Source organism: Catenuloplanes atrovinosus (assembly GCF_031458235.1).
GTDB lineage: Bacteria > Actinomycetota > Actinomycetes > Mycobacteriales > Micromonosporaceae > Catenuloplanes > Catenuloplanes atrovinosus.
In genome coordinates this window covers 1,746,285-1,771,467 of sequence record NZ_JAVDYB010000001.1, presented here as the reverse complement: position 1 = coordinate 1,771,467, position 25,183 = coordinate 1,746,285, and the positions used below count along the sequence as shown (strand labels likewise).

The window sequence follows — 25,183 nt, the reverse complement described above, 5'->3', positions numbered from 1 at the left end:
ACGGGGAGGAGGCGTTTCGCGTGACGAGCAGAACACGCGCGGCCGCGAGGCCAAGCTGGTCGCTGCTGCGGGTCGGCGCCGCGCTCGCCGGCCTGGCCGGCGGCGTCGTCCTGGCGGCCCCGCCCGCCCACGCCGAACCCGGTCAGGTCGACCTGCGCATCTCCGACGACCTGGCGACCGACAACGTGCCCCGCGAGGCGACGCTGCGGGTGACCCGCACCGACGACGACTGCGTACGCGTCCAGACGCTGATGACCGTGCAGCTCAGCGGCCTGGAACGCGACGAGATCGAGATCGCGGTCAACGAGAACGACGTCTGGGTCCCGCTGAACACGGTGCAGCTCACCGACGACGCGGTGGCCAGCGTGCCGGTCGTACCGGCGAACGCGCAGCTCTGCGAGAACCAGCGGATCCAGGTCCGCTACCGGGTCACGTTCTTCCGGACCGCGCCGGACGGGCGGGTCGCGTTCATCGGCGAGGCGTTCAGCGCGGCCGGTAACCGGCTGGACCGCGCGTCCGAGATCCGCCAGGTGCTCCAGGGCACCGGCAACGCGCGCGAGAACGACGACGAGCAGGACGAGCAGGACGACAACGCCGGCACCGTAGACGAGGAAGACACCGTTGCACCCGAGCCCAGCCCTGACGATGAGGAGACCGCCGAGACCGGCACCCCGGCGGAGGACGACACCGACGCACCGGCCACCGGGACGGCGGACCAAGCGGCCGGGGTCGACCTCACCACCGCGGAGGGGCAGACCACGTTCTTCAACGGGCTCGGCCCGCTGATCATCGTGGTCGGCGTAGGGATGACCGCGATCGGCGGCGCGCTGCTGGTCACCGTGATGCGCCGGACCCGCTCGGACGACGGTACGGACGCGGAGGACGACGACGGATTCGGCCCGCCGTCCCGCGGGCGCGGCCGGCGCGGCGGACCCGGCGGGCTGCTCGCGCCGACGCTGCGGCGTTAGGGCGTGTCTGGCGGATCTCGCCGAGCCGAGGCGAGGTCCGGGTGTCGTCCGGGTGTGCGGCGCGGACGTCCGCACACCGGTGTTCGACGTGCGGCCAGGCGGCGCCCGGACCTCGCCGCAGGCCGGCGAGGATCCGCCGGACACACGCCCTGACGGTCCCGGCCGCGCCGTGGCCGATGGAAGATGCTGGCCGGGAGCCGGAATGGGTACGACGTTCGGCCGTCATTCGCGCAGGTCATTGTTCCGGCGTCCGGCGCGATGCCACACTCGGGTGCCTGACTCGCGGACGCGGAGGCACCCGAATGGTGGCGAGATCCCCAGCACAGCAGGCCGCGGCCGGGCCGGTCCGGCCGGCCTGCGGACGACCACTGCTCTACCCGGTGCCCGCCGCCGAGCTGCCCGCCCCGCTGCGCGCCCGCGTCACGCCCGGCGCCCGGTTCGCCGGCGCGATCTTCCCGCTCGACCTGCCCCCGGTCCGGCGCGGCGAACGGTACGCGGCGGCCCGGCTCGCCGTCGACCTGCGCCACCCCGACCCGGTGCGCGCGCTCGCCGTGCACGCGGACACCGGCGAGTTCGGCCTGCCGCCGGACGGCGACGCGACCACGCCGATCGGCTGGCGCGCGCGCCGCGCCGTGGCCGGGCGGCTCCGGTCCGCGGAGTGGGGCGCGGCCGTGGACGGCGCCGGCACATCCCGGTTCGGCTGGCACTTCGCCGACCGCCGCGCCGCGCCGGACCTGCCGCGCGAACTGGCCGGTCACGCGCTGCTGGAGATCCCGGCCGGCGTGTCCACACTGCTCGGCTTCCTGAGCGCGGAGGCGGACCTGACCGGCACCGGCCGGCGTCACCTCGGCCCGCCGCGCCCGCAGGGCTTCTCCGTGCCGGTGCCCGGCGCCGCCGCGCCCGCGCCCGGCACCGCGCTGTGGCTGGCCGCCGCGCCGGCCGGCCCGGACGTCGACGGCGGCGTGGCCGCGGAGGTGCTGGCGGGCCTGGGCGCGCACCGCACGCTGCCCGCGCCCGGCGGTGCCCGGTACGCCGCGCTGCCGCCGGACACGGACCTGCCCGAGTTGCTGACCACGCTGGCCGCGGCCGGCACGCACCCGCGGCTGCGCTTCGCGCTGCACCGCACGCTGGAGGGCGGCGCACCGGCCGCGGACGGGCTCGGCGCGCTGCTGGAGGCCGCGGCGGTACGGGCGGCGCTGGCCGAGCACCGGGACGCCGCGTTCGCGCTCGTGGTGCCGGACGCGCTGTTCCGGGACGCGCTCGTGGACGGCGACGGACCGCCGGACCCGGCCGCGTTCCGGCGCATCACCGCGGACGGCGGCGCCCACGCGTGGCTGTACCTGCGACGGCCGGGCCTTCCGGGATGAACGACGCGAAAAATGATCGGCGCTCCGGCTGCGTACCGGCCACCGAAGGGCTTGGATGGAGGGAGGACGAGCCCTAAGGAGCTTCGATGGTCGATCACCGGAACAACCGCGAAGAGGCGCTCCGCATCCTGGAGGAGGCGTCCGCCAATCCCGCCGGCGACCGTCTGATCGCGGAGGCGCACGTCCGCGCGCTGCTGGCGATCGCGGACGAGGTGCGCGGCCTTCGCGAGGCCCTCACCGCGCCGGGCGGCGCGGCGGCCACCCCTCCGCCCGCGGCCTGAGCCGTCCCGTCCCGGGGTACGGCCGTGGCCGTACCCCCATCAATCGTTCGAGCCGCGGTTGGCCAGGCGCAACTCCTCGATGTCGAGGCGCAGCTGGAGCCGGCGGAGCACGATGTCGTCGATGCGGCGCTCGTCGCGCAGGCCGACCACGACCGCACGCTTGAACTGGACCAGCTCCAGCCGGAGTGCGTCCATCGCCTCGGACTCGCCGTTGTCGCGGGACTCCAGGCGGCTCAGGTGCTGCTCGTACTCCAGGCGCAGCCGCTCCGCGGCCAGCGCGGGCACGCCGAGCCGCTCGGCGATCTCCGGTAGCGCCTCGATCGCGGCGCGGGTGGCCTCCACCTCGGCCAGCTGCGTCTCCTGCTCGACCTCGGTGTCCGTGGGCAGCCGCGCCCAGCGCACCAGCGCGGGCAGCGCCAGGCCGCCGACGACGATGGTCACCGCGATCACGCCGGACACCACGAAGATGATCAACTCGCGGTCCGGGAACGGCGCGCCGGAGCTCAGCGCCACCGGGATCGCGAGCGCGGCGGCCATCGACACGGCGCCGCGGTAGCCGGCCGCGGACGTGACCACGCGGGCCCGGGCGCCGATCCGCCGCGCGCGCTGGCCGGGCCGACGATCAAGGGCCCTGATCAGGTACGGCGTGGTGAAGCCCCAGAGGAACCGGACGCCGATCACCCCGGCGCTGATCACCCCGACCGCGATCAGCCCCTCCGCGAGCCCGCCGGCCGGCAGGTCCCGTACCGACGCGGTGATCTGCAGGCCGACCAGCACGAACAGCGCGCCGTTGAGTGCGAACGTGGCCAGCTGCCAGAACGAGAACGCCTGCTGGCGGGTGTCCGCCCGCATCATGCGCGGCCCGACCTGGCTCATCACCAGGCCGGCCACCACGACCGCGAGCACGCCGGAGGCCTCGAACGCCTCCGCGCCCAGGAACGCGGCGAACGGCGTCAGCAGCGACACCATGTTCTCGTGCATGGGCGCGTCCAGCCGCCGCCGGATGAACACGCCGACGCCGGCCACGACCAGGCCGACCAGCACGCCACCGGCGTACGAGATGGCGAACAGCAGGCCCACGTGCGGCAGGGAGAGCGTCTCCTCGCCGATCGTGACCGCGACCGCCACGCCGTACAGCACCAGCGCCGTACCGTCGTTGACCAGGCTCTCCGCGCGCAGCACGGTCACCATGCGGCGCGGCAGCGCACGCGCGAGCACGCCGACCGCGGTCGCGTCCGTGGGCGCCAGCGCGGCGCCGAGCACCCAGGCGGGACCCCAGTCCAGGCCGAGCTGGTGCGCGATCCAGGCCACGCCGCCGGCCGTGACCACGACCAGCACCGTGCTCATCAGCACCACGACGCGCAGGTTGTTGCGGATCTCGCGCAGCGACGTGGTGAGGCTCTCCACGTACAGCAGCGCGGGCAGGAACAGCAGCAGCATCACCTCCGGCGGCAGCCGCACCTCGCCGAACGCCGGCACCATGCCCAGCAGCACGCCGGTGAACAACAGCAGCACCGGCGGCGCCACGCGCAGCCGATTCGCGGCGGCGTTGCAGAACAACACCGCCGCACCGAGCACCACAACGATCTCGAGCGCCATCATGATGCTGTCTGTACTACTACAGCGGGCCGCTCAGTGCGCGGCGGGCATGCCCACGTCCCGCGCGCGCAGCACCGCCTGGGTCCGGTCGGTGACGCCGATCTTCGCGAAGACCGCGGTGAGCTGGTTGCGGATCGTCTTCTCGCTGACGGTCAGATGGCGGGCGATCTCCGCGTTCGGCTCCCCGGTCAGCAGGTGGCCCACGATCTCCCGCTCCCGCGGCGTCAGCCGGTCGAACGGCGCCGGCAACTCACGCGCGGCCCCGCCCCGGCCCATCCCGACGAGCACGCTCGCGGTCACGGACGGCCCCAGGACCACACCCCCGTTCCCGGCGGTACGCAACGCGTCGATCACCACGTCCGGATCGTCGTCCTTCACCACGAAGCCGGCCGCGCCCGCGTTGAGCGCCTTCACCACCACGTCATGGTCGTCCGTCATCGTCAGCATCACCACGCGCGCCGCCGGCCGGGCCGCGAGAATCCGCCGGGTAGCCTCGATCCCGTCACCGTCCGGCAGCGCGAAGTCCATCGCCACCACGTCGGCCTGACCGGCCACCGCCTCCCGCACCGCGTCCGCGACGGACGCCGCCTCGAGCACCTCGGAGACCCAGCTCTCGCCCTCCAACATGGCGCGCAGCCCTCGCCTCACCACCGGGTGGTCGTCCACCACGAGCACCCGTTTCGTCTGGGCCATGCGCGCCGCCTTCGGTTTTCCTGCCTCCGTCCGGCGGTTTCCCCACATCCCCACGTCCCCGCCTCCGACAAGCAGAAGACGATAGTGCGCCCCCCGCCAACATCGGAACCGCCCCCTCCTCCCAAGGCGTCATTCCACCCGGAACATCGTTTTCCCGGGTGTTCCGGTGAGCGGCGGGGTTGCCTTCCCGGTCGCGGCCGGGGCCGCCACCAGCCGGTTCCACATTTACTGTCGTCTTCGGGACATTCGGGGCCAGCGCGGCTTCGGGGACGGGATTCGGCGGCTTCTCCGGCCGGGTCGCTCGGAGACCCCGCGGCGGCCGATCTACCCGCGGATGAGGCCCCCAACCGGCAGGCACTCCGGACGAAGGCCACCGGCGGCCGATTCACGCGAACACCGGTCCACCATGCTCCATCCGGCCGGGATTCCGGCCGCGGATAGTGCCCGCGCTCCGAACCGGCGGCAGTCCAGCGACAGCCCGGCCGGCACGCACAAGGCCAGCCCTGAACGGCAGGAGATCCGGCCGCCGCCCAGCCACCACAGACAAGAGCCGTCCACCAACCGGCAGGAAAGCCAGTGCGCCTCGGGAGGCTGGATAGGAACCGGTCGGGCGAACGTCGCCCTATCGGGTGATGCCGGTTGTCGGTTGCGTTCCGGAGCGCGTTATTCGCACCGAATCACGTGCCCGGGGGCTCACATCGTCACAGTGGACGATCCACTCCGCCGGTAATATGGCGACATTTCGGGCGCGGAGCGCCCGGCGAGGCCCGGGCGGGGTGCGGGAGGACGGCGGAAGCGGAAGGGAGGAGCGCTGGCGACGACCGGTGCCCGCGGGAGTTGCTCTGTGTCAACGTCTCTGGTCGAGTATGAGTTGGAGTTGGCCGTGTTTGTCCTGTTCGTAGGGGGTGTTCGTGGTCCAGCATTTCCAGATCACTGTCAGCCAGGCGCGGGCGAGGATCCGGACGGCGTGCTGGTGTGTGTGGCCGCGTTCGCGGGCGCGGTGGTAGAGGTTCGCCGCCCATGGGTTGGCGTGGCGGCTATCGGCGGCGAAGTCGCAGACCGCGTCACGAAGGTGTTTGTCCGCGCTCCAGCGGAACGTGACCACCTTCGATCGGCCGGACTGGCGGGTCGAGGGAGCGGCGCCGGCCAGGCAGGCCATCGCGTTCGGGGTGGGGAACCGGCCGCGGGCGTCACCGATCTCGGCCAGAAGCCGGGCCGCGCGGATCGTGCCGGCTTTCGGCAGGCCGGCGAAGATCGGCGCGTCGGGGTGGGCGTCGAATGCCTCACCGATCTGCGTGCTGAGGGCTTTGATCTGCGCGACGAGGCTCTGCAGGATCGCCACGAGCGCGACGGTGATCCCTGCCAGCCCGGCCCCGGCCGGGCCCTGCGGCCCGCGGGGCGCGGACCGGATCCGCGCCAGCAACACCGCCGCTGACGTCCGCCCGGAATACCGCTGCCGGGCCAGCCACCGGGCCAGCCGGGCCTCGGTCAACCGGTCCAGGGCGTCCTGGCTGGTGAACACGGCCAGGAACGCCAGACTGATCGGCGAGTCCAGGTCCGCGAACAACCCGACCGTCCCGGGCATGGCGGTGTCCAGATGCGCCCGTAGCTGGTTCGCCGCCGCGACCCTATGCCCGATCACGTCCTTACGCGCCCTCGACAACCGCCGCAACACCACCGTGTCATCCCGATCGGTGCACAGGGGCGTGAGCCGAGCCCGGTCCGTGCGCACCACATCGGCCAGCACGAACGCATCGAACCGGTCATCCTTGTTCCCCGCCGACCCATACCGGCCCCGCAACGCCTTCACCTGCCCCGGAGCAATCACGAACACCGGAAGACCCGCATCGAGCAGCGCATCGACGACCGGCCCGTCACCCCGCTCGATCCCGACCGCGTCCACCTCATGCCGGTCCAGCACCCCGACCATCCGGGCCAGCCCCGCCGCCTTGTGCGTCACCGTGACCCGCTCCACCACCCGCCCGGCCTCGTCGACCACACACACCACATGATCATCTTTCGCCCAGTCGACTCCCGCCCACCGCACTCGACCCGACACCACCGTCTTTGCCACACTCACCACAGGATTCCTCGCTGTTGCAGCAGCAGGGGAAACACCAGGCGGCTCCCGGGGACCACCACCACCGAAAGCTCATTGACCGGCACTCGACAAGGTGCATAGCTCTGTCGTCGGTCAAGGTGGCACCCCGGGCGCCCGTCAGGCCTCGCAGAACTCCCGCAGGACCTCAAAAATCTCGCAAGCAGAGGCAATGACCCAACGAACACCCGGTGCTACCCGACCCATACAGACCCGGGCACCACCCATGTTGACCAATGAGCATGCGGGCCGCGACCACGCCGGAAGCGGGCAGATGGCATGGATGTCGAGGGCTAGGCCGAGACGGCGATGGGGAGGTGGACGCGGACGGCGGCGCCGTGCGGGACGGTGGAGGCGATGATGCATTCGCCGCCGAGTTCTTCGGCGCGTTCGCGCATGGATTGGAGGCCTACGCCGGCGCGGCCGTTGGCGGAGGAGGCCAGGCCGACGCCGTCGTCGATGACCTCGATGTCCAGTGTGGAGCTTCGAGTGACGGAGACCCGGCAGTGGGCGGCGCGGGCGTGCCGGGCGACGTTGTTGAGGGATTCGGAGACGATGCGGTAGGCGGCGACCTCGACGGCGGCGGGGAGGCCGGTCAGGTCGCCGTCGGCCTCGAAGGACACTTCCAGGCCCTCGGTGTCGAAGCGGTGGCATTCGGCACGCAGGGCCTCGCCCAGGCCACGGTCGAGCGAGGGTGGGCGCAGCGCGGTGACCAGGGAGCGGACCTCGGCGGTGCAGATCTGGAGGTCGCCGGTGAGGCCGTCGAGGAGCTCGCCGACCCTGGACGGGCCGGAGAGCTTGCGGGCGGCGCGGATCTGCATGGCGATGCCGGTCAGTGCGGGGCCGACGCCGTCGTGCAGGTCGCGGCGCAGGCGGCGGCGTTCCTCCTCGCGCGCCATGACCAGGCGTTCCCGTGACTGGCGGAGGTCCTGGATGAGGCGGGTGGCCTCGGCGGCCATCGCGGCGTTGAGCGCGACGTCGGCGAGCAGGCGGCGTTCGCGGGGGGTGAACTGGGCGCCGGGGCTGCGGCGGCCGACCAGCAGCCGGCCGACCTCGGTGCCGTGCGTCTGCATCGCGAACGTCTCCAGGTGGTCGCTGCGGTCGCCGTGCTCGGCGACGATGCGGGTGCCCTGGGCGTCGTTGAGCGCGACCGCGACGTACGGCAGGCGCAGCGACTCCGCGACCGCGCTGGTCAGTCGCGGCAGCACGTCGCCGTACTCGGCGGTGTGCCGGAGCAGGTCGAGCAGCACCCCGATCACCTTGTACGGGTTGGCCCGGTCGCCGTAGAGCAGGTGGTCGACGCTCTGCTGGACGCGGCGGCGGACCGGCTCGAAGCCGACCGCGATCAGACCGGTGGCGACCAGCGACGCGTTGGTGGAGTCCTCGTCGCCGACCAGCAGCAGGCGCAGCGCGGTGACCACGGCCACGAACGTGACCAGCACCAGCAGCGACATGACCAGCCAGACCGTGGTGCGGTTGACCGCGCGGTCGAGCCCGTAGAGCCGGTAGCGGAGGATCGCCACCGCCATCGCGATCGGCACCGCGACCGCGATCAGCGGGAATGCCAGCGGGAACGCGAACGCCGAGTCCAGCCCGATGCCGATCGCCATGAGCACCGCGGCCGGGATGAGGCAGGCGAGCTGGCGGCGCGTGTCCCCCTCGGCCACGCGCCACCGAGCCCACAGCGATCCGACGATCGCGATGCCGAGCGCCATCGTGACGGCGACGCCGGCCAGCGCGGCGGCCAGGAACGCGCGGCCGACCGTCGTGAGCTCGGGGCTCACCTCGATCAGGAACGCGTACGGCTGGTCCGCGGCGACGCCCGCCAGCCCGACCGTGGCGATCAGGACCGACCCGGCGAGCGCCCACGCGACCGCCCGCCACCGGCGGCTCGGCAGCCGGCCATCCGGGAAGAGCAGGAGCGCGAGCAGGATCAGGCCGAACGGCGGCCACCACAGCCACTTGCTGATCCACACCGTGGCCACGCTGCCGCTCCACGAGCCGGCCAGCACGGAGATCGCGGCGCTGAGGCCGCCGGCCGTCATCAGCAGGCCCACCGGGTGCCGGGGGGCGCCGGTGAGCACCAGCATGCCGGCCGCGGTGAACGCGACCGCGATCGCCGCGTTCAGGCCGATGAAGTTCAGCGCGTACGGATTGTCGCTGACGAGCTGGCCGATGACGGACAACACCGCGATGACGAAGGTCGCCGCGGCTATGGCGCCGCTCGGAGTCCCGAGCCAACCACGGGTCCTGGGCAACGTGACTCCTATGCAGATGGTGTGGGGGGTGATCGGGTGTCTCTCTTACCAGCTGTGGCAGAGCAGCATGTGCAGCGCGCTGCCCTGGGTCATCATGACCAGGGACCGGACCGCGGGCGGGTCGGTGAGGGCGCCGAAGTTCGGCTCGAGGTCGTCCGCGATGTCGGACAGCGAGCGGCCGGCGGTGGCGGGCAGCTGGGCGATGGTGGACTCCGGGTCGAAGCCCGCCTTGCGGAAGTCGTCCGCGTGCTCGCGGATCATCCGCTTGGTGTTCTCGATGACCGCGGTGATGCGCGCGTGGACCGCGGCCGGGTCGGCCGGGTCGCCGCTCTCGGACAGGTCGGTCAGCGTCCAGTCGCGGCCGAAGACCGGCAGCAGGCGCTTGCCGGAGGCGTTGAAGAACTCGATCGTGTTGGTGACGGTGGGCTCGTGGCCCGCGCCCATGTCGGTCTCCGCGAGCAGCGTCTTGACGTCGCGGTAGACGTGCACCCAGCCGTTGTTCGCGGCGACCGCGAAGATCGCGTGCGTGGCCTCAGTGGACATCGGATCTCCTGTAGCTGAATGGTTTGCGGATCAGTCACGGGGCTTCGGCTCATCCTGCACGCCGCCGTCGACCCGGAGCCATGGGACGGATGTCCCGAGACGGTGGGCGGTTCCGGTGGCCGCGGGCGCCGCTCGGCGTGCGGGCGTGCCGGAAGCTCCCGGACGTCGGGACACCAGCCCGCATCGGGCGGGACATCCCAGCGGCCAATGTCTTCTTCAGGACAGCGGCGCGGGGGAACGCGCCGGCCGGTACGACAGATCGGATGCCGACGATGTACGCGACGAGCCTGCACCACGGACAGCTCTCGTACACCCACAGCGGCGGATATGCGACATCCCGCCGCTACCTCGGGCCCGGCTAGCCACAGACGTTCTTACTGGGGGGTGCGCGAAGGCCCCCACCCTCGGGGGGAGGGTGGGGGCCTTCGTCTGTGCGTGTTACCGGGGTGTCACTCCTCGGTGGACGCCGCCGTGCCGAGGTCCGCGGGGATCGCGTCCGGCACCTCTGCCGGGCGTTCCGAGGCGCGGAACACGAGCTTGGACTGCTCGATGTTGTCCGGGTCGCCCTCGCAGTCGACGACCACGATGTGGCCGGGGCGCAACTCGTTGAAGAGGATGCGCTCGGACAGGTTGTCCTCGACGTCACGCTGAATGGTCCGGCGCAGCGGCCGGGCACCCAGCACCGGGTCGAAGCCCTTCTTCGCCAGGTACTTCTTCGCGTTGTCCGTCAGCTCCAGGCCCATGTCCTTGTTCTTGAGCTGGCTCTCGATCCGGGACACGAAGATGTCCACGATCGACAGGATCTCCTCCTGCTGGAGCTGGTGGAAGACGATCGTGTCGTCGATGCGGTTCAGGAACTCCGGGCGGAAGTGCTGCTTCAGCTCGTCGTTGACCTTCTGCTTCATCCGCTCGTAATTCGACTCCTGATCCTCCGACGCCTGGAAACCCAGCGACACGGCCTTGGCCACGTCCCGGGTGCCCAGGTTGGTCGTCAGGATGATGACCGTGTTCTTGAAGTCCACGATCCGGCCCTGACCATCGGTCAGCCGGCCGTCCTCCAGGATCTGCAACAGCGTGTTGAAGACATCCGGGTGCGCCTTCTCAATCTCATCGAACAGCACCACACTGAACGGCTTACGACGCACCTTCTCCGTCAGCTGCCCACCCTCGTCGTAACCGACGTAACCGGGAGGCGCACCGACCAGGCGCGACACCGTATACCGATCGTGGAACTCCGACATGTCCAGCTGAATCAGCGCATCCTCGGAGCCGAACAGGAACTCCGCCAGCGCCTTGGTCAGCTCGGTCTTACCGACGCCGGACGGGCCGGCGAAGATGAACGAACCGCTGGGGCGCTTCGGGTCCTTGAGACCCGCACGCGTACGCCGGATCGCCTTCGACACGGCCTTGACCGCGTCGAGCTGGCCGACGACCCGCTTGTGCAGCTCGTCCTCCATGCGCAGCAGCCGGGAGGTCTCCTCCTCGGTGAGCTTGTAGACCGGGATGCCGGTCCAGTTGCCCAGCACCTCCGCGATCTGCTCGTCGTCCACCTCGGACACGACGTCCAGGTCGCCGGCCTTCCACTCCTTCTCCCGCTGCGCCTTCTGCGCCAGGAGCTGCTTCTCCTGGTCGCGAAGCGTGGCCGCGCGCTCGAAGTCCTGCGCGTCGATCGCGGACTCCTTGGCGCGGCGGACCTCCGCGGTCTTCTCGTCGAAGTCGCGCAGGTCCGGCGGCGCGGTCATCCGGCGGATGCGCATCCGCGCGCCGGCCTCGTCGATCAGGTCGATCGCCTTGTCCGGCAGGTAGCGGTCGGAGATGTACCGATCGGCCAGCGTGGCCGCGGCCACCAGCGCGCCGTCGGTGAAGCTCACCCGGTGGTGCGCCTCGTACCGGTCGCGAAGGCCCTTCAGGATCTCGATGGTGTGCGCCAGCGACGGCTCGCCCACCTGCACCGGCTGGAAGCGGCGCTCCAGCGCGGCGTCCTTCTCGATGTACTTCCGGTACTCGTCGTTGGTGGTCGCGCCGATCGTCTGCAGCTCACCCCGGGCCAGCATCGGCTTCAGGATGTTCGCCGCGTCGATCGCGCCCTCGGCCGCGCCCGCACCGACGAGGGTGTGGATCTCGTCGATGAACAGGATGATGTCGCCCCGGGTGCGGATCTCCTTGAGCACCTTCTTCAGGCGCTCCTCGAAATCACCCCGGTAGCGGGAACCCGCCACCAGCGCGCCCAGGTCCAGCGTGTAGAGCTGCTTGTCCTTCAGCGTCTCGGGCACCTCGCCCTTGACGATCTTCTGCGACAGGCCCTCCACCACCGCGGTCTTACCGACACCCGGCTCGCCGATCAGCACCGGGTTGTTCTTGGTCCGGCGGGACAGCACCTGCATGACCCGCTCGATCTCCTTCTCGCGCCCGATCACCGGGTCGAGCTTGCCCTCCTGGGCGGCCTGGGTGAGGTTCCGGCCGAACTGGTCCAGCACCAGGCTGGTCGACGGCGCGGACTCGCCCGGCGCGGTGCCGGCCGTGGCCGCCCCGCCCTTGCCCTCGGAGTAGCCGGAGAGGAGCTGGATCACCTGCTGGCGGACCCGGTTGAGGTCGGCGCCCAGCTTGACCAGCACCTGCGCTGCCACGCCCTCACCCTCACGGATCAGGCCGAGCAGGATGTGCTCCGTACCGATGTAGTTGTGCCCCAGCTGAAGGGCCTCGCGGAGCGACAGCTCCAGCACCTTCTTCGCCCTGGGGGTGAACGGGATGTGCCCGCTCGGGGCCTGCTGCCCCTGACCGATGATCTCCTCAACCTGCTGGCGGACGCCCTCCAGTGAGACCCCGAGGCTCTCCAGGGCCTTGGCGGCGACGCCCTCACCCTCGTGGATGAGACCGAGCAGGATGTGCTCGGTGCCGATGTAGTTGTGGTTGAGCATCCGGGCTTCTTCCTGAGCCAGGACGACAACCCGACGCGCTCGGTCGGTGAACCGCTCAAACATGCCCATCACGTCCTCACTGCGGGCTCCCATGCACTCCCGCTGAAACGTACGGCACAAGCAGCACTTCAACCACAGCGCCACCAGTGCAGCACTGTTGAAACACCAGCACCACAGCGGCAGATGCGCCCGTTTTGTCCCCAGGGTTGCGCTGAGGTAAGCCTCTTGGCCGCGATCGCATGGGCTCTCGCTGTGCCCTCAGCTCTTTCTGAGGGCCGCCATGCAGTGGCTCGGGCAGGCGCTCTGCCGCATAGCTCACCCTACCGCAGTGAAGATCTTTCACAGTGCGGGAACGGCTCAAAACGGACCACTTCCGCTGACAGGTGAATGCCTTCCGCCCTCAGCGGAATTCTCCGGGTGAGTGTGGATGGTGGCGGCCACCAGCCGCGGCAGCGCGTGGATGAGCGCGTGCTCGGCGTCGTGCGCGATCCGGTGCGCCTCATCGACGCGCAGCGTGCCCGGGACCGCGATCTCCGCCTCCGCGTGCAGGCTGTGGCCGAGCCAGCGCAGGCGCACCCGCTCCACGCCGGTGACCCGCGGGGTCGCGCGCAGCGCCGCGTGCGCGCGGTCGACCAGCGCGGGGTCCACCGCGTCCAGCATCCGGCCGAAGACCTCCTTGACCGCGACCGCCAGCACCGCGGCGATACCGGCCGCGATGCCCAGCCCGGCGACCGGATCGGCCCAGCGCCAGCCGAGCGCGGCACCGCCGGCCGCGAGCAACACCGCGAGCGAGGTGAACCCGTCGGCGCGCGCGTGCAGGCCGTCCGCGACCAGCGCGGCGGAGCCGATCCGCCGGCCGGCCGCGATCCGCCAGCGCGCGACCGCCTCGTTCCCGGCGAACCCGATCAGCGCCGCGACCCCGACCGCGCCGGCGTGCCGCATGTCCCGCGGATCGATCAGCCGGTCGACCGCCTCGGCCGCCGCGAACGCCGCCGACGCGGCGATGACCAGCAGGATCGCCAACCCGGCCAGGTCCTCGGCGCGGCCGAGCCCCCAGGTGAAGCGCCGGCTCGCGGCCCGGCGGCCGAGCACGAAAGCGATGCCCAGCGGTACGGCCGTGAGCGCGTCGCCGAGGTTGTGCACGGTGTCGCCGAGCAGCGCGACCGAGCCGGACCAGGCGACGACCGCGCCCTGGATCGCGGCGGTCACGGCCAGGACGGCGAAGGACCACCAGAGCACGCGCATGCCGGTACGGCTGGCGGCCAGGCTCGCGTCCACCCGGTCCCCCGCGTCGTGCGAGTGCGGCGTGAGCACGTGCCGCACGCGATGCCACCCGCCGCCGTGGTGGTGGTGCCGGTGACCGTGATCGTGGATCATGACTACCCCTCGTGGTCGTACGCGTCGGCGGGTGGCATCATATGTGCTCATGTACGCACGCGACTACCCGGCAACTGCCGCCCCTGTGCAGGAGACGGCGGCTCACAACGGCCACGGCGCGGCGACGGAGGACGTCTTCGACGCCGCGGTCGCCGCGCTCCGCCTGCTCGGCGACGAGACCCGGCTGCGCCTGCTCTGGCACCTGCGCGACGAGGAGTGGGACGTGACCGCGCTGACCGCCGCGCTCGGCACCGCCGCCCGGCCCGCCGTCTCCCAGCACCTCGCCAAGCTGCGCCTGGCCGGCCTGGTCGCCACCCGCCGCGACGGCCGCCGCGTGCTCTACCGGCTCAACGGCGCCCACGTCCGCCGCCTGGTGCTGGAGTCGCTGGCCCAGGCCGAGCACCTGATCGCCTCCGGCCAGGCCGCCCGCGCCCGGCGCTGACCCGTGTGGCCGCCGCTACCGGTGCTGCCGTGCCCGCCCGCCTCCGCGACGAATGAGGCGCCGACGGCCGCGCTGGTAGCGTCGAGCCGTGACGAGTGAGCTGGTCCGGGTGGATCTCGGTGAGGTGGCGTACGGCGAGGCGGTCACCGCGATGGCCGGGTGGGCGGACGAGCGCCGCGCCGGCACCGCGCCGGACCGGTTGTTCCTGCTCACCCACCCGCCCGTGATCACCTACGGACGGTTGACGCCGCCGGACGAGCTGCCCGGCGCGCTCAGCGAGATCCCCACGGTGCCGGTCGACCGCGGCGGGCACGCCACCTACCACGGGCCGGGCCAGTTGGTCGGCTACCTGGTGGTCAACGTGCGGGAGCGGCAGCGCGGCCCGGTGGACATCGTCCGGTTCGTGGAGAACGCGCTGATCGACGCGGTCGGCACGCTCGGCTTCGAGGCGGTGCGGCGGGACACGCCGAAGGGCGCGGCCAGCCTGGTCGGCGTGTGGACGCCCGACCACCGCAAGCTCGCCTCGATCGGCATGCGCATCCGCGGCGGCGTCACCACGCACGGCTTCGCGCTGAACGTGGACCCCGACCTGTCCGTCTTCGACACGTTCGTGGCGTGCAGCCTGGCCGACGTGTCCATGACCTCGCTGCGCCGGCTGGCGGACGAGCGCGGCCTGCACGCGCCGGACCTGGCGGGGGTGCGCGACGCGGTGGCCAAGGCGTTCGACGCGGCCTGATCGTTGGCACGCGTGTTCTAACGCGCCTAGGATCGGCGGCATGACCACCGCTCACCAGCCCTCGCTGCTGGACATGGCGTCCGGCGCCGCGCCGGCCCTCGGCGACCTGCGCGCCGCCGTCCGGCACCCGCTGACCCGCGGCGCCTGGGTCGACCACCTGCCCGGCTGGGTGTCCGGCTCCGACGCCGTGCTCGACACGCTGCTCGGCGACATCGGCTGGCGCGCCGAGCGCGTGCGGATGTACGAGCGGCAGGTCGACGTCCCCCGCCTGCTCCGGTGGTACGGGCAGGACGAGCCGCTCCCCCACGCCCTGCTCACCGACGCGCGTGAGCAGCTGACCAGGCACTACGCGCCGGAGCTGGGCGAGCCGTTCACCACCGCCGGCATGTGCCTCTACCGCGACGGCCGGGACAGCGTGGCCTGGCACGGCGACACCAAGGGCCGGTCCGCCGCCTCCGACACCATGGTCGCGATCGTCTCGTTCGGCTCGCCTCGCATCCTCATGCTGCGCCCGCGCGGCGGCGGCGAGAGCCTGCGCTTCCCGCTCGGCCACGGCGACCTGATCGTGATGGGCGGCTCCTGCCAGCGCACCTGGGAGCACGCGGTCCCGAAGACGGCCCGCCCGGTCGGCCCCCGGGTGAGCGTCCAGTTCCGCCCGCACGACGTGGCTTGACCTGGAGCGCGCTCCAGGTCATAACGTCGATTCCCAGCGATCACCTCAACGGGAGGAAGACCATGCGTACCAGGGACTTCGGACGGCTCGGGCAGGTCAGCGCGCTCACGCTGGGCGGCGGCGGGATCGGCGCGGTCTGGGGCGAGACCACGCGCGCGGAGGCGGTCGCGACCGTGCACGCGGCGCTGGACGCCGGGATAACGCTGGTCGACGTGGCCCCGAGTTACGGCCCGGACTTCGAGTCGGAGCGGGTGGCCGGCGAGGCGCTCAAGGGGCGGGACGCGCTGCTGGCGACGAAGGCGCAACTGCACGACGACGCGCCCGGCGACCCGGTGGCCCGGATGATCGAGAGCTTGGAGGGCAGCCTGCGGCGGCTGGGCCGGGACGCGGTGGACATGTTCCTGCTGCACACGCAGCTGCGTCCGGCCGGCACCACCGGCCCGGCCGGCACGCTCGACTACGACCGCTACGCGACCGAGGTCGCCCCCGCGTTCGACCGGCTCCGCGCCGAGGGCAAGATCCGCTCCTGGGGCCTGACCGCCGTAGCGCACCCGGACTGCGTCATCGCCGCGATCGGCGCCGAGGAGCACCGCCCCGACTACGCGCAGGTCATCGTGAACGCGATGGACATGAACGGCGACATGTGGATCTACCCCGACGTCCCGCCCCGCAATCCGGACATCGTCGCGGCCGCCAACACCGCCGGCGTCCCGGTCATCGCCATCCGCGCCGTGGCCGCCGGCTCGCTCGCCTCCGCCCTGGACCGCACCGTGACCCCGGACCACCCCGCCGCCGTCGACTTCGCCCGCGCCGCGCCCTTCCGCGAACTCGCCGCCGAACTCGACGAGACCCCGGCCGCGCTCGCCCACCGGTGGGCACTGACCGCCCCCGGCGTGGCCACCGTCGTCCTCGGCGTCAAGAACCGCGAGGAACTCGACGAATGCATCGCCGCCGAGGCCCGCGGCCCACTGACCGACGACGAGATGCGCGCCATCGCGGCACTGAACCACTGAGGGCCGATGGTCCCGCTTCCGGCGTGGCCACTGCCCGCGGGAGCATGCGCAGGGTGACCACGCCGGGAGTGGGACCGTCGGATCGCCGGGAAGCGGGAGAATGTCCTTCATGGATCTCGTCACCTACACGCCCGCGGAGGCGGCGGAGAAGACCGGCCTGTCGCTGGACACGTTGCGGTACTACGAGCGGTCGGGGCTGCTGAACGACGTGGAGCGGACCGCCGGGGGCCGGCGGGTCTACACCGATGCGCACCTGGGGTGGCTGGACGTGCTGGTCTGCCTGCGCCGCACCGGGATGCCGATCCGGCAGATCCAGCGGTTCGTGGACTCGGCCGGGCGTGGCTCGGCGGGTGTGCGGCTGCGGATTCTGGAGGAGCACCGGATGGACGTGCTGCGTGAGATCGAGGAGCAGCGGCGGGCGCTGGGCGTGATCGACGGCAAGATAGACGCGTACCGGCGGCTGGAGAAGGAGGAGCACCCGAACGAGTAACCCAGCGTGGAATATTCCGGGCGAAGTTGAACTGTGCGGCGACGCGGACCCGTATGTGTCGGCAACCAGGTCGGCCGCTGCAGATTCACAGGACCCGGAGGATGAGAGAGCATGACGGAGCTGGCACAGATCGGTGTCACCGGTCTGGCGGTCATGGGCCGCAACCTCGCCCGTAATCTCGCCCGGCACGGTCACGTCGTCGCGGTGCACAACCGGACGGAGAACCGGACCAAGGAGCTGATCGAGGGGTACGGACACGAGGGTGCTTTCCTGCCCGCGCAGACCGCGGCCGAGTTCGTCGGCTCGATCGCCCGGCCCCGGAAGATCATCGTCATGGTGACGGCCGGTGACCCGACCGACCGGGTGATCGACGAGCTGACGCCGCTGCTCTCCCCCGGCGACATGATCATCGACGGTGGCAACGCGAACTTCGCGGAGACGATCCGGCGTGAGGACTCGCTGCGCGAGAAGGGCCTGCACTTCGTGGGCGCGGGCATCTCCGGCGGCGAGGAGGGCGCGCTGCACGGGCCGAGCATCATGCCGGGCGGCTCGGCGGAGGCGTACGCGGAGATCGGCCCGATCCTGGAGGGCATCGCCGCGCGGGTGGACGGCCGGCCCTGCTGCACGCACGTGGGCCCGGACGGCGCCGGCCATTTCGTGAAGACGGTGCACAACGGCATCGAGTACGCGGACATGCAGCTCATCGCGGAGGCGTACGACCTGCTCCGCAAGGCCACGAACCTGGTGCCGGACGACATCGCCGAGGTGTTCGCGGGCTGGAACGAGGGCCGGCTCGGCTCCTACCTGGTGGAGATCACCGCGGAGGTGCTGGGCCAGGTCGACGCGGAGACCGGGCGCCCGTTCGTGGACGTGGTGCTGGACCGCGCGGAGCAGAAGGGCACCGGCCGCTGGACCGTGCAGGCCGCGCTCGACCTGGGCACGCCCGTCCCGGGCATCGCGGAGGCGGTCTTCGCGCGCACGCTGTCCGGTGAGTCCGAGCTGCGCGCGGCCGCCCGGGAACTGCCCGGGCCGCCGCCCGGCGCGCGGGAGGCCTCCCGCGCGCTGGTCGACGACATCGAAAAGGCGCTCTACGCCTCCAAGATCGTGGTTTACGCGCAGGGCTTCCACCAGATCGCGACCGCGTCCGCCGAGTTCGGCTGGAAGGTCGACCTGGGTGCGATGGCGCGGATCTGGCGCGGTGGCTGCATCATCCGCGCGCGGTTCCTGGACCGGATCTGGTCCGCCTACAACGCCGACCCGAACCTGCCGACGCTGCTCACGGACGAGTACTTCCGGGAGGCGCTGGCGGACGCGCAGAAGGCGTGGCGGCGCGTGGTGTCCACCGCCACGTGGCTGGGCATCCCGGTGCCGGGCCTGAGTTCCGCGCTCGCGTACTACGACGGCCTGCGGTCGCCGCGGCTACCGGCCGCGCTCATCCAGGGGCAGCGTGACTACTTCGGCGCGCACGGCTACCGCCGCGTGGACCGGGCCGGGACGTACCACACCGCCTGGTCCGCCGACCGCACCGAGTCGCCCAGCTAGACGTTCCGCCGCGCCCCGGTGATCCAGGCGTCCCCGCACCCGCCGTGCAGCAGGCGGCCGGGACGCCTGGATCACCCCATCGGCTCCGCGCCGGCCGCCCCGGGCCGCTCGGTCCCAGGTCCACATCGGACGCTGCCATAGTGGTGCATGACAAAGTTCCCGGACCACCTCGCGCTCTCGGGGCTGCGGCCGCTGTTCTGGTCCACCGCCGTGTCGATGGTCGGCCAGGGGGCGTTCGCCACGGCCGCGCCGCTGCTGGTCGCCTCGATCACGTCGGATCCGCTGCTGGTCTCGCTGGCCACGGTGGCGATCTACGTGCCGTGGCTGCTCATCGGGCTGCCCGCCGGGACGCTGGTGGACCGTTCGCCGCGCCGCGCCGTGATGATCATCGCGGATCTGGTGCGCGTGCTCGTCATCGCGGCGATCGCCGGCGCCATCGCGGCCGACCAGGTGTCGATCTGGCCGGTGCTCGCCGTGATCTTCCTGGCCACGTCCGCGCAGAGCTTCTTCGACTCCGCGTCGCAGGCGACCATCCCGGCGCTGCTCGGGACGGACGAGGAGCGGCTGAACGAGGCCAACGGGAGGTTCTGGACGCTCGACAACGTCGGCCGGGCATTCCTCGGCCCGCTGATCGGAGCGATGATCTTCGCGTGGTCGCGGGTGGGCCCGTTCCTCTTCACGGCGCTGTCGTTCCTGGTGTCCGCGCTGTTCGTCGCGCGCCTTCCCGCGATGGGCAGGCCCGCGCAGCCCACGGATCGGTTCGTCGCGGCGCTGCGGGGCGGCATCGCCCACTTCCGGGCCAACCGCGATCTCCGGTTGGTCAGCGTCGTCGGAGCGTTCTACAACTTCTGCTTCAACGTCGCGGCGGCCACCCTGGTCCTCTACGCCGACCGGGAGTTCGGGCTCGGGCCCGCCGGCTACGGCTTCGTCGTCGCGGCCATGGCGGTCGGGGCGATGGCCGGCGGGCTGGGCCTGTCGCGGCGGCTCGGCGGCGTACCGACGATGGCCGTCATCGCGGGGACGCTGTCCCTGCAGGGAATCGCCTGGCTCGTCATCGGCGCCGTCCCGGTCCTCGCGGTGGCGCTCGCCGCGGCGGTCCTGATCGGGCTCGCCTCCGTCCTGATCACGGTCACCAGCTCCGGACTGATCCAGCGGAGCGTGCCGGACGCGATGATGGGCCGGGCCACCTCGGTCTTCCGCATCTTCGTCATCGGGTTCGCCGGTCTGGGCGCCCTGGCCGGCGGGCTCATCGCGGACGCGGAGGGGCTCCGGGCCGGTTACTTCGTGGCGGGCGGGCTCCTCGTCCCCGCCGGGCTCGCCCTCGCCGTCGTACCCGTCCTGAAGAAGCGTCACTGAACCCGCGCCGGCGCTCGGCCGGCGCGGGCGTGACGCCGGCCGTCAGGACAGCGCGGGCAGGTGACGGGACGGTCGGGACCGGCGCCAGGCGACGGCCAGGAACACCACCAGAGACGTGATCGGCACGGCGCAGATCGCCCAGCTCAGCGCCAGCGGCGGTCCGGGCTGATCGAGGACGGTGAGCGGCCGGGTGGTGCCGACGCCCTCGCCCAGCGGGCCGTTGATCCGGAACGTGTACGTGTGCTCGCCCGGCGCCTCCATCGAGAAGACGTCCAGGCCCCACACGTCGCGCCGGCGGGGGTGCCGGGACAGCGGCTGCTCCTCGGTCAGGTCGGACGGGGCCGCCGCGCCACCGGCCAGCACCGTGCCGGTCTTGTCCGCGATGCCGCCGTCCGGGATGAACGAGAAGTCCAGCGACTGCATCGAGCGCAGCGGCCAGCGGGAGAAGCCGATCGTGACGGTGTACGGGCCGGCCTGCACCTGCTCGGTGTGCACGATGTTCACCGGCTCGTAGGCGGCGGCCGGGGACGCCGGCAGCAGCACCAGCGCGACCGCGGCGACGGCGGCGGCGATTCTCGGCCTCATGCGGCACCTCCGTGGGTGAGTGGGAGCTGGGTGATCCGGGCGGCGGGCGGGACGGTCCCGGCCGGGTGCGCGGGGCCGCGCAGCATGCCGGCGAAGCGCCAGCCGAGGAAGCCGGCGAGCGCGCCGGCCGCCAGTCCGGCGAGCGCGTTCGCGACGAGCTGGCCGGGCGCGGCGAGCGGGCCGTTGCCGATCAGCGCGATCTGCGCGTCCATCGAGACGGCCACCAGCAGGCCACCGGCCGCGCCGGCCAGCTGCGGGATCCAGCGCGGCGACGCGGACGCCCGGCGGCCGTAGGCGAGCACCGCGGCGATGGCCAGCGCCGTGACCAGCAGGAAGATCGGGGCCTCACCGGCCAGTTCGGGCGGCGACGCCTCCAGGTTGTCGCGCAGCGGCAGGCCGGTCGAGTCCGCGTAGACCCGCGACGCCCAGGGCGCGAAGAACCAGAGCACGAGCTGCATCGCGCCGAGCGTGGCCGCGACCGTCACCGCGTACGCCGGGCGGCTCGACACGCCCGCGGCCAGCACCAGGCAGAGCGTGGTGAAGAACGCGGACGCCACCAGCACCGCGTTGAAGCCGGTCGGCAGGTCCTCGACCGCCTCCAGCATCAGCGGGCTGAACAGCATCAGGATCGGCAGCGACAGCGCCAGCCCGGCGCGGCCCCAGCGACGGCCGGGTGCGAAGCCGAACACGATGACCGCGCCGACCATGGTGACGGTGATCGAGCTGAACAGCGCGACGTGCGGCGGCGAGCCGAGCACGGCGTCGAAGCCGTACACGGTGTGCCACCACAGGTCGACCATGCCGTACAGCAGGAACATGGCGGCACCGGCTCCGGAGACCAGGTAGCCGAGCGGGGCGTCGAAGGCGAGCACCCGCACGGTGCGGCCGCCCTCCTCAGGGTCGGTCCGGCGGCCGGCGCGCTGCGCGGCCGTGGCGCGCAGCACCATGGCCAGCGAGGAGAGCCCGGCGATCGCGCTGCCCGCGTAGAGCATCAGGTGCGACAGCGTGAAGAACGTGTCCGGGCCGACGTCGACGTGCCACTGCACGTCCCAGGCGATCCCGGCCAGCGACATGGACGTGCCGAACAGCAGCACGGCCGCGCCGATCAGGCCGGCGGATGGACGGGACATGGGAGTACCACCTTCCAGTGAACTGACTTATCAGTCAGTAACGGAGAACGGGACGGTCATCGGGGTGCCGCCGGGCGGAGTGATGCGCAACTGCCAGCCGCCGGCGGACATCAGGGGTACGTTCTCGACCCGGAACCGGCCGCCGCCCTGCGCGACGCCGGTGAGCACGGGGCTCGCGTACCCCATGGTCGGCAGCAGCGCCTGGACGTCGACGCGCGGCGCGGTCTCCGCAGTGCCGTCCCGGCGGGTGACGGTGACGGTCAGGTCCGCGGCGCCGGTCCGGGCCCGCTCCGGCGCCACGGCGGCCACCCGCTCGCGCCCGTCCACATCGGACGGTGGCGCGGGCCGCACGTCCACGGCGATCGGGACGGTGACGATCCGGTAGTCCTTCTCGGCCTGGAGCCACATCCGGTAGCGGCCCGGCTCGGGGAACGACATGGTGAAGCCCACGCCCGGGCCGAACGCGGCGACCGTCTCGTCCGGCAGCGACTCCCCCAGCGCGTCCGCCATCGGCACCATGCCCATGCCCGCCATGCCGGCCATGTCGTGCGCGGGCATGGCGGTCGCCGAGTCCATCGCGTGCGCGTGCATCCACAGTGGTGCGTCGCCCGCGCCGCCGGTCAGCGGGCCGACCACGATCAGGTGCCCGAGCATGCCGAGCCACGGTTGCAGGTCGGCCTCGTCGCCGATCCGGGCGCGCAGCGTGACCGGCGCGCCCGCGACCGGGTCGGCCATCGCCACCTGCACCTCGACGCCGTCGACCGCGCGGCTCTCCCGGATCGACAGCGGCGCGACCGCGACTCCGGACTCCCCGCCCGCGGTCGGGCCGGACGGCGCACGCAGCAGTTGCACGCCGCCGCCGCGCCGGGCCACCTCGGCGGTGACCGCGTACTCGCCCGCCGCGTCCGGCGTGAACATCACCTGGAACCGGCCGGGCGCGACCCGGATCGGGTGCAGGTGCCACAGCCGGCCGGACGGCGAGACCACCATCAGGTGCATCAGGCCGCCGTCGTGCACGATCAGGTCGTCCGCGGGCAGGCCGTTCGCCGCGTCGGTCACGTCCAGGTCCACGGTGGCGGGCACGCCGGCGGTCAGCGGGCGCTGCCGCACCGTCAGCGTGACCGGCGGACGAGACAGCGTGACCGCGCGCGGCGGGTTCGCGTACGGGTCGGCCGCGTTAGCCACGGTCGGATCCAGGTCCGCGCCGGCCGACGGCGGTGCCGGCTGCGACGCGGACAGCAGCGCCATCGCCACGGCCACCGCCACACCCGCGGCCACGCCGGCACCGGGCACGGCCGTCCACTCCGGACGGCGGGCGGCCAGCGCCACGCCGAGCGCGATCGCGAGGCACAGGCCGGCGGCGACGAAACCGCCGTAGACGTACCGTTCGGCCGGACTCAGGGTCGGCGCGTGCACCACGAACGGGATCCGCGCGGTCCGCTCGCCGTCGCCGATGGTCAGCTCCCACGGCCCGGGCCGGTCCACGCCCAGGGTGGCCGCGTGCGGCCCCGGATCAGGCCGGAGCGTCAGGTCCGCCCCGCTCGGCACGCCCTCACCCGCGGGTACGGCGGTGAGCCGCAGCGTCCCGGCCGGCGACCCGGCGTGGGTGATCACGTCCACGTGCAGCGGCCCCGGCACGCCGGCCACCCGGCGCAGGACCACGGTCAGCTCGCGCGCGCCCAGGCTCTGCGCCACGGTCACGTCCGCGCCGCTCATCGCGCCGTCGGCGCGCGCCGGCACCGCCGGGCCCAGCAGCGAGGCCGCGAGGACGGCCACGGCGACGATCATCCGCATCGGTACGCTCATGGCGCAGAACGTAGGGCCACGTCGATCCGCCGGTCGTCCGTTCCGCGGGGTATGCCGGGTAGCTCCGCGGCGGGACACCCGATGCGGGCGTGGGCGGCCGGCCCGGCGGCACCCGCACCCGGGAGCTGCCGGGCCGGCGGCCGCGGGGCCCGGCGGCGCCGCTCGACGACCTCGCCGCCGGCGCCTACCGCAACGCCCGGCCGGTTCCGGTCACGGCCGCCAGAACAGCACCTCCGGGTAGTCCGGGTGCGGCCCGCGCAGCAGCGGCGCCGGCTCGCCCCGGAGGTGCCGGCCGGCGAACTGCGCCACGTACTCCGTCGTGATCTCCGTGATCCGCGCACCGGGCATCGTCTGCAGCGGCAACCCGGCCTGCTCGCCGAGCAGCCCGTAGTCGGTGAACGAGCTGTGCGTGGTGCCGGTGACGGTGATCCAGCGCCGCCAGCCGGTCAGGTTCGCCCAGCTGGTGTCCCAGCTCTCCAGCGTCCCGGGCCGCCGCTCCTCCGCGCCGACCATCAGGAACGGCCGGTCGAGCCGGGTCACCGCCGGGTAGAAGCCACCGTCCAGGTTGACGCCCGCGTCCACGCGCCGGTCCCGCACCATGGTCTGCGCCGCCGCGTTGCCGCCCATGGAGTGGCCGGCCATCGCCACCCGGGACCAGTCGGCCGGCACGTCACGCCGCGCCGCCAGGTCGTCGAGGACGAACGACACGTCCGCGGCCCGGCTCTCGCCGACCTGGCCGCCGTTCACGGTCCCGCCCTCCACCAGATCGCAGACCAGGCAGGTGGTGACCCGCCCGTCCGGGAACGTGACGGCGGCCGCCTCGTACGTGTGGTCCACGCCCACCACCAGGTAGCCGCGGCTGGCCAGGTCCTCCGCGAGCCCGGTCAGCGAGGAGCGCGGGAACGAGAACCCGGGCGAGAGCACCACGACGGGGTGCCGCCCGCGCCTCGGCGGCGTGTCCGTGCGGGCGTGCGTGCCGACGCCGGCCAGCAGCTCCGGCGGCAGGCCCGGGGCGCCGATCCGGGCCAGGATCAGACGTGACTCCTCCGCCGTCACGTACGGCTCCGGCACGCCCCGATCGTGCACCGCCGGGTACCACAGTGTGATCATCAGTTCCCGGCGCCGCTCCGGCACCCACGGGTCGGCCCGATCCTCGTCGACCAGGCGCAGATCACGAGCACCCACCGGGTACGGACCGGAGGGCTCCCGCAGCGCGAGGCCGGTGCCCGGGTCCGCCTGTGCGGACGTCGCCGTCGCCGTGAGCAGCAGCACGGTCGCGGCGAGCGCGGTCAATATCCTCATGCCAGC

General features: G+C 72.6%; 21 protein-coding genes. 10 read left to right on the top strand and 11 right to left on the bottom strand.

Annotated elements, in window-relative coordinates; translation table 11 throughout:
- Nucleotides 1-20: 20 nt before the first annotated feature.
- From J2S41_RS07675 to J2S41_RS07665, 3 genes are all read left to right on the top strand, one after another.
- Complete coding sequence (locus tag J2S41_RS07675; protein ID WP_310364804.1) at nucleotides 21-968, top strand: hypothetical protein; 948 nt, start codon at nucleotides 21-23, stop codon at nucleotides 966-968.
- 302 nt (nucleotides 969-1,270) lie between these two features.
- A complete protein-coding gene (locus tag J2S41_RS07670) occupies nucleotides 1,271-2,335 on the top strand; it encodes a hypothetical protein (RefSeq protein WP_310364802.1) in 1,065 nt (354 codons plus the stop codon).
- Between the two features lie 86 nt (nucleotides 2,336-2,421).
- Complete coding sequence (locus J2S41_RS07665; protein ID WP_310364799.1) at nucleotides 2,422-2,616, top strand: hypothetical protein; 195 nt, start codon at nucleotides 2,422-2,424, stop codon at nucleotides 2,614-2,616.
- Nucleotides 2,617-2,655: 39 nt separating this feature from the next.
- On the opposite strand, the gene J2S41_RS07660 is transcribed toward J2S41_RS07665, so the two are convergent.
- The 7 genes from J2S41_RS07660 to J2S41_RS07630 all read right to left on the bottom strand — a co-directional run bounded on the left by J2S41_RS07660 (nucleotide 2,656) and on the right by J2S41_RS07630 (nucleotide 14,102).
- Nucleotides 2,656-4,218: a Na+/H+ antiporter gene (locus tag J2S41_RS07660; RefSeq protein WP_310364798.1), complete on the bottom strand. Its 1,563-nt coding sequence runs from the start codon at nucleotides 4,216-4,218 to the stop codon at nucleotides 2,656-2,658.
- A 30-nt stretch (nucleotides 4,219-4,248) separates the two neighbouring features.
- Nucleotides 4,249-4,908 carry a response regulator gene (locus tag J2S41_RS07655; RefSeq protein WP_310364797.1) on the bottom strand — a complete coding sequence of 220 codons (660 nt, stop codon included), beginning with the start codon at nucleotides 4,906-4,908 and terminating at the stop codon, nucleotides 4,249-4,251.
- An 847-nt stretch (nucleotides 4,909-5,755) separates the two neighbouring features.
- Nucleotides 5,756-6,955: an IS110 family RNA-guided transposase gene (locus J2S41_RS07650; protein WP_310364796.1), complete on the bottom strand. Its 1,200-nt coding sequence runs from the start codon at nucleotides 6,953-6,955 to the stop codon at nucleotides 5,756-5,758.
- A gap of 344 nt (nucleotides 6,956-7,299) precedes the next feature.
- Nucleotides 7,300-9,195, bottom strand: a complete 1,896-nt coding sequence (locus J2S41_RS07645; protein WP_310364795.1) for a sensor histidine kinase — start codon at nucleotides 9,193-9,195, stop codon at nucleotides 7,300-7,302.
- A 114-nt stretch (nucleotides 9,196-9,309) separates the two neighbouring features.
- On the bottom strand, nucleotides 9,310-9,807 hold the full coding sequence (locus J2S41_RS07640) for a hypothetical protein (RefSeq protein ID WP_310364793.1): 498 nt from the start codon (nucleotides 9,805-9,807) through the stop codon (nucleotides 9,310-9,312).
- Nucleotides 9,808-10,256: 449 nt separating this feature from the next.
- The gene (locus J2S41_RS07635; RefSeq protein WP_310376319.1) at nucleotides 10,257-12,788 is read right to left on the bottom strand and encodes an ATP-dependent Clp protease ATP-binding subunit; all 2,532 of its coding nucleotides are present in this window, start codon (nucleotides 12,786-12,788) and stop codon (nucleotides 10,257-10,259) included.
- Between the two features lie 294 nt (nucleotides 12,789-13,082).
- Nucleotides 13,083-14,102: a cation diffusion facilitator family transporter gene (locus J2S41_RS07630; protein WP_310364791.1), complete on the bottom strand. Its 1,020-nt coding sequence runs from the start codon at nucleotides 14,100-14,102 to the stop codon at nucleotides 13,083-13,085.
- Nucleotides 14,103-14,151: 49 nt separating this feature from the next.
- Here J2S41_RS07630 and J2S41_RS07625 point away from each other — a divergent pair, with 49 nt between their 5' ends.
- The 7 genes from J2S41_RS07625 (at nucleotide 14,152) to J2S41_RS07595 (ending at nucleotide 20,354) form a co-directional block, all read left to right on the top strand.
- On the top strand, nucleotides 14,152-14,544 hold the full coding sequence (locus tag J2S41_RS07625; RefSeq protein WP_310364789.1) for an ArsR/SmtB family transcription factor: 393 nt from the start codon (nucleotides 14,152-14,154) through the stop codon (nucleotides 14,542-14,544).
- 88 nt (nucleotides 14,545-14,632) lie between these two features.
- Nucleotides 14,633-15,280 (top strand): lipoyl(octanoyl) transferase LipB, encoded by a 648-nt coding sequence (gene lipB, locus J2S41_RS07620; RefSeq protein WP_310364787.1) that lies wholly within the window; start codon nucleotides 14,633-14,635, stop codon nucleotides 15,278-15,280.
- Between the two features lie 40 nt (nucleotides 15,281-15,320).
- Nucleotides 15,321-15,953, top strand: coding sequence for an alpha-ketoglutarate-dependent dioxygenase AlkB (locus J2S41_RS07615; RefSeq protein ID WP_310364785.1), 633 nt, complete (start codon nucleotides 15,321-15,323; stop codon nucleotides 15,951-15,953).
- 62 nt (nucleotides 15,954-16,015) lie between these two features.
- A complete protein-coding gene (locus J2S41_RS07610; RefSeq protein ID WP_310364784.1) occupies nucleotides 16,016-16,966 on the top strand; it encodes an aldo/keto reductase in 951 nt (316 codons plus the stop codon).
- A gap of 109 nt (nucleotides 16,967-17,075) precedes the next feature.
- Nucleotides 17,076-17,456, top strand: a complete 381-nt coding sequence (locus J2S41_RS07605) for a MerR family transcriptional regulator (RefSeq protein WP_310364782.1) — start codon at nucleotides 17,076-17,078, stop codon at nucleotides 17,454-17,456.
- Nucleotides 17,457-17,567: 111 nt separating this feature from the next.
- A complete protein-coding gene (gnd, locus tag J2S41_RS07600; RefSeq protein WP_310364781.1) occupies nucleotides 17,568-18,998 on the top strand; it encodes an NADP-dependent phosphogluconate dehydrogenase in 1,431 nt (476 codons plus the stop codon).
- Nucleotides 18,999-19,145: 147 nt separating this feature from the next.
- Nucleotides 19,146-20,354 carry an MFS transporter gene (locus J2S41_RS07595; RefSeq protein ID WP_310364778.1) on the top strand — a complete coding sequence of 403 codons (1,209 nt, stop codon included), beginning with the start codon at nucleotides 19,146-19,148 and terminating at the stop codon, nucleotides 20,352-20,354.
- 42 nt (nucleotides 20,355-20,396) lie between these two features.
- Here J2S41_RS07595 and J2S41_RS07590 read toward each other — a convergent pair whose 3' ends face one another.
- From J2S41_RS07590 to J2S41_RS07575, 4 genes are all read right to left on the bottom strand, one after another.
- Nucleotides 20,397-20,939 (bottom strand): hypothetical protein, encoded by a 543-nt coding sequence (locus J2S41_RS07590; RefSeq protein WP_310364776.1) that lies wholly within the window; start codon nucleotides 20,937-20,939, stop codon nucleotides 20,397-20,399.
- Entirely contained in the window at nucleotides 20,936-22,069 is a 1,134-nt protein-coding gene (locus tag J2S41_RS07585) for a hypothetical protein (RefSeq protein ID WP_310364774.1), read from the bottom strand. Before J2S41_RS07585 ends, J2S41_RS07590 begins: the two co-directional genes overlap by 4 nt.
- 30 nt (nucleotides 22,070-22,099) lie before the next feature.
- Entirely contained in the window at nucleotides 22,100-23,875 is a 1,776-nt protein-coding gene (locus tag J2S41_RS07580) for a DUF8832 domain-containing protein (protein WP_310364771.1), read from the bottom strand.
- 210 nt (nucleotides 23,876-24,085) lie between these two features.
- Nucleotides 24,086-25,177 carry an alpha/beta hydrolase family protein gene (locus J2S41_RS07575; RefSeq protein ID WP_310364768.1) on the bottom strand — a complete coding sequence of 364 codons (1,092 nt, stop codon included), beginning with the start codon at nucleotides 25,175-25,177 and terminating at the stop codon, nucleotides 24,086-24,088.
- Nucleotides 25,178-25,183: the final 6 nt, after the last annotated feature.

Excerpts from the sequence above, each read along its gene's own strand:
- J2S41_RS07605 (WP_310364782.1), top strand. The coding sequence starts at position 17,076 with ATGGATCTCGTCACCTACACGCCCGCGGAGGCGGCGGAGAAGACCGGC.
- J2S41_RS07660 (WP_310364798.1), bottom strand. The coding sequence starts at position 4,218 with ATGATGGCGCTCGAGATCGTTGTGGTGCTCGGTGCGGCGGTGTTGTTC.
- J2S41_RS07575 (WP_310364768.1), bottom strand. The coding sequence starts at position 25,177 with ATGAGGATATTGACCGCGCTCGCCGCGACCGTGCTGCTGCTCACGGCG.
- J2S41_RS07610 (WP_310364784.1), top strand. The coding sequence starts at position 16,016 with ATGCGTACCAGGGACTTCGGACGGCTCGGGCAGGTCAGCGCGCTCACG.
- J2S41_RS07635 (WP_310376319.1), bottom strand. The coding sequence starts at position 12,788 with ATGTTTGAGCGGTTCACCGACCGAGCGCGTCGGGTTGTCGTCCTGGCT.
- J2S41_RS07640 (WP_310364793.1), bottom strand. The coding sequence starts at position 9,807 with ATGTCCACTGAGGCCACGCACGCGATCTTCGCGGTCGCCGCGAACAAC.
- J2S41_RS07615 (WP_310364785.1), top strand. The coding sequence starts at position 15,321 with ATGACCACCGCTCACCAGCCCTCGCTGCTGGACATGGCGTCCGGCGCC.
- gnd (WP_310364781.1), top strand. The coding sequence starts at position 17,568 with ATGACGGAGCTGGCACAGATCGGTGTCACCGGTCTGGCGGTCATGGGC.
- J2S41_RS07585 (WP_310364774.1), bottom strand. The coding sequence starts at position 22,069 with ATGTCCCGTCCATCCGCCGGCCTGATCGGCGCGGCCGTGCTGCTGTTC.
- J2S41_RS07655 (WP_310364797.1), bottom strand. The coding sequence starts at position 4,908 with ATGGCCCAGACGAAACGGGTGCTCGTGGTGGACGACCACCCGGTGGTG.
- J2S41_RS07665 (WP_310364799.1), top strand. The coding sequence starts at position 2,422 with ATGGTCGATCACCGGAACAACCGCGAAGAGGCGCTCCGCATCCTGGAG.
- J2S41_RS07670 (WP_310364802.1), top strand. The coding sequence starts at position 1,271 with ATGGTGGCGAGATCCCCAGCACAGCAGGCCGCGGCCGGGCCGGTCCGG.
- J2S41_RS07625 (WP_310364789.1), top strand. The coding sequence starts at position 14,152 with ATGTACGCACGCGACTACCCGGCAACTGCCGCCCCTGTGCAGGAGACG.
- J2S41_RS07580 (WP_310364771.1), bottom strand. The coding sequence starts at position 23,875 with ATGAGCGTACCGATGCGGATGATCGTCGCCGTGGCCGTCCTCGCGGCC.
- J2S41_RS07595 (WP_310364778.1), top strand. The coding sequence starts at position 19,146 with ATGACAAAGTTCCCGGACCACCTCGCGCTCTCGGGGCTGCGGCCGCTG.
- J2S41_RS07630 (WP_310364791.1), bottom strand. The coding sequence starts at position 14,102 with ATGATCCACGATCACGGTCACCGGCACCACCACCACGGCGGCGGGTGG.
- J2S41_RS07590 (WP_310364776.1), bottom strand. The coding sequence starts at position 20,939 with ATGAGGCCGAGAATCGCCGCCGCCGTCGCCGCGGTCGCGCTGGTGCTG.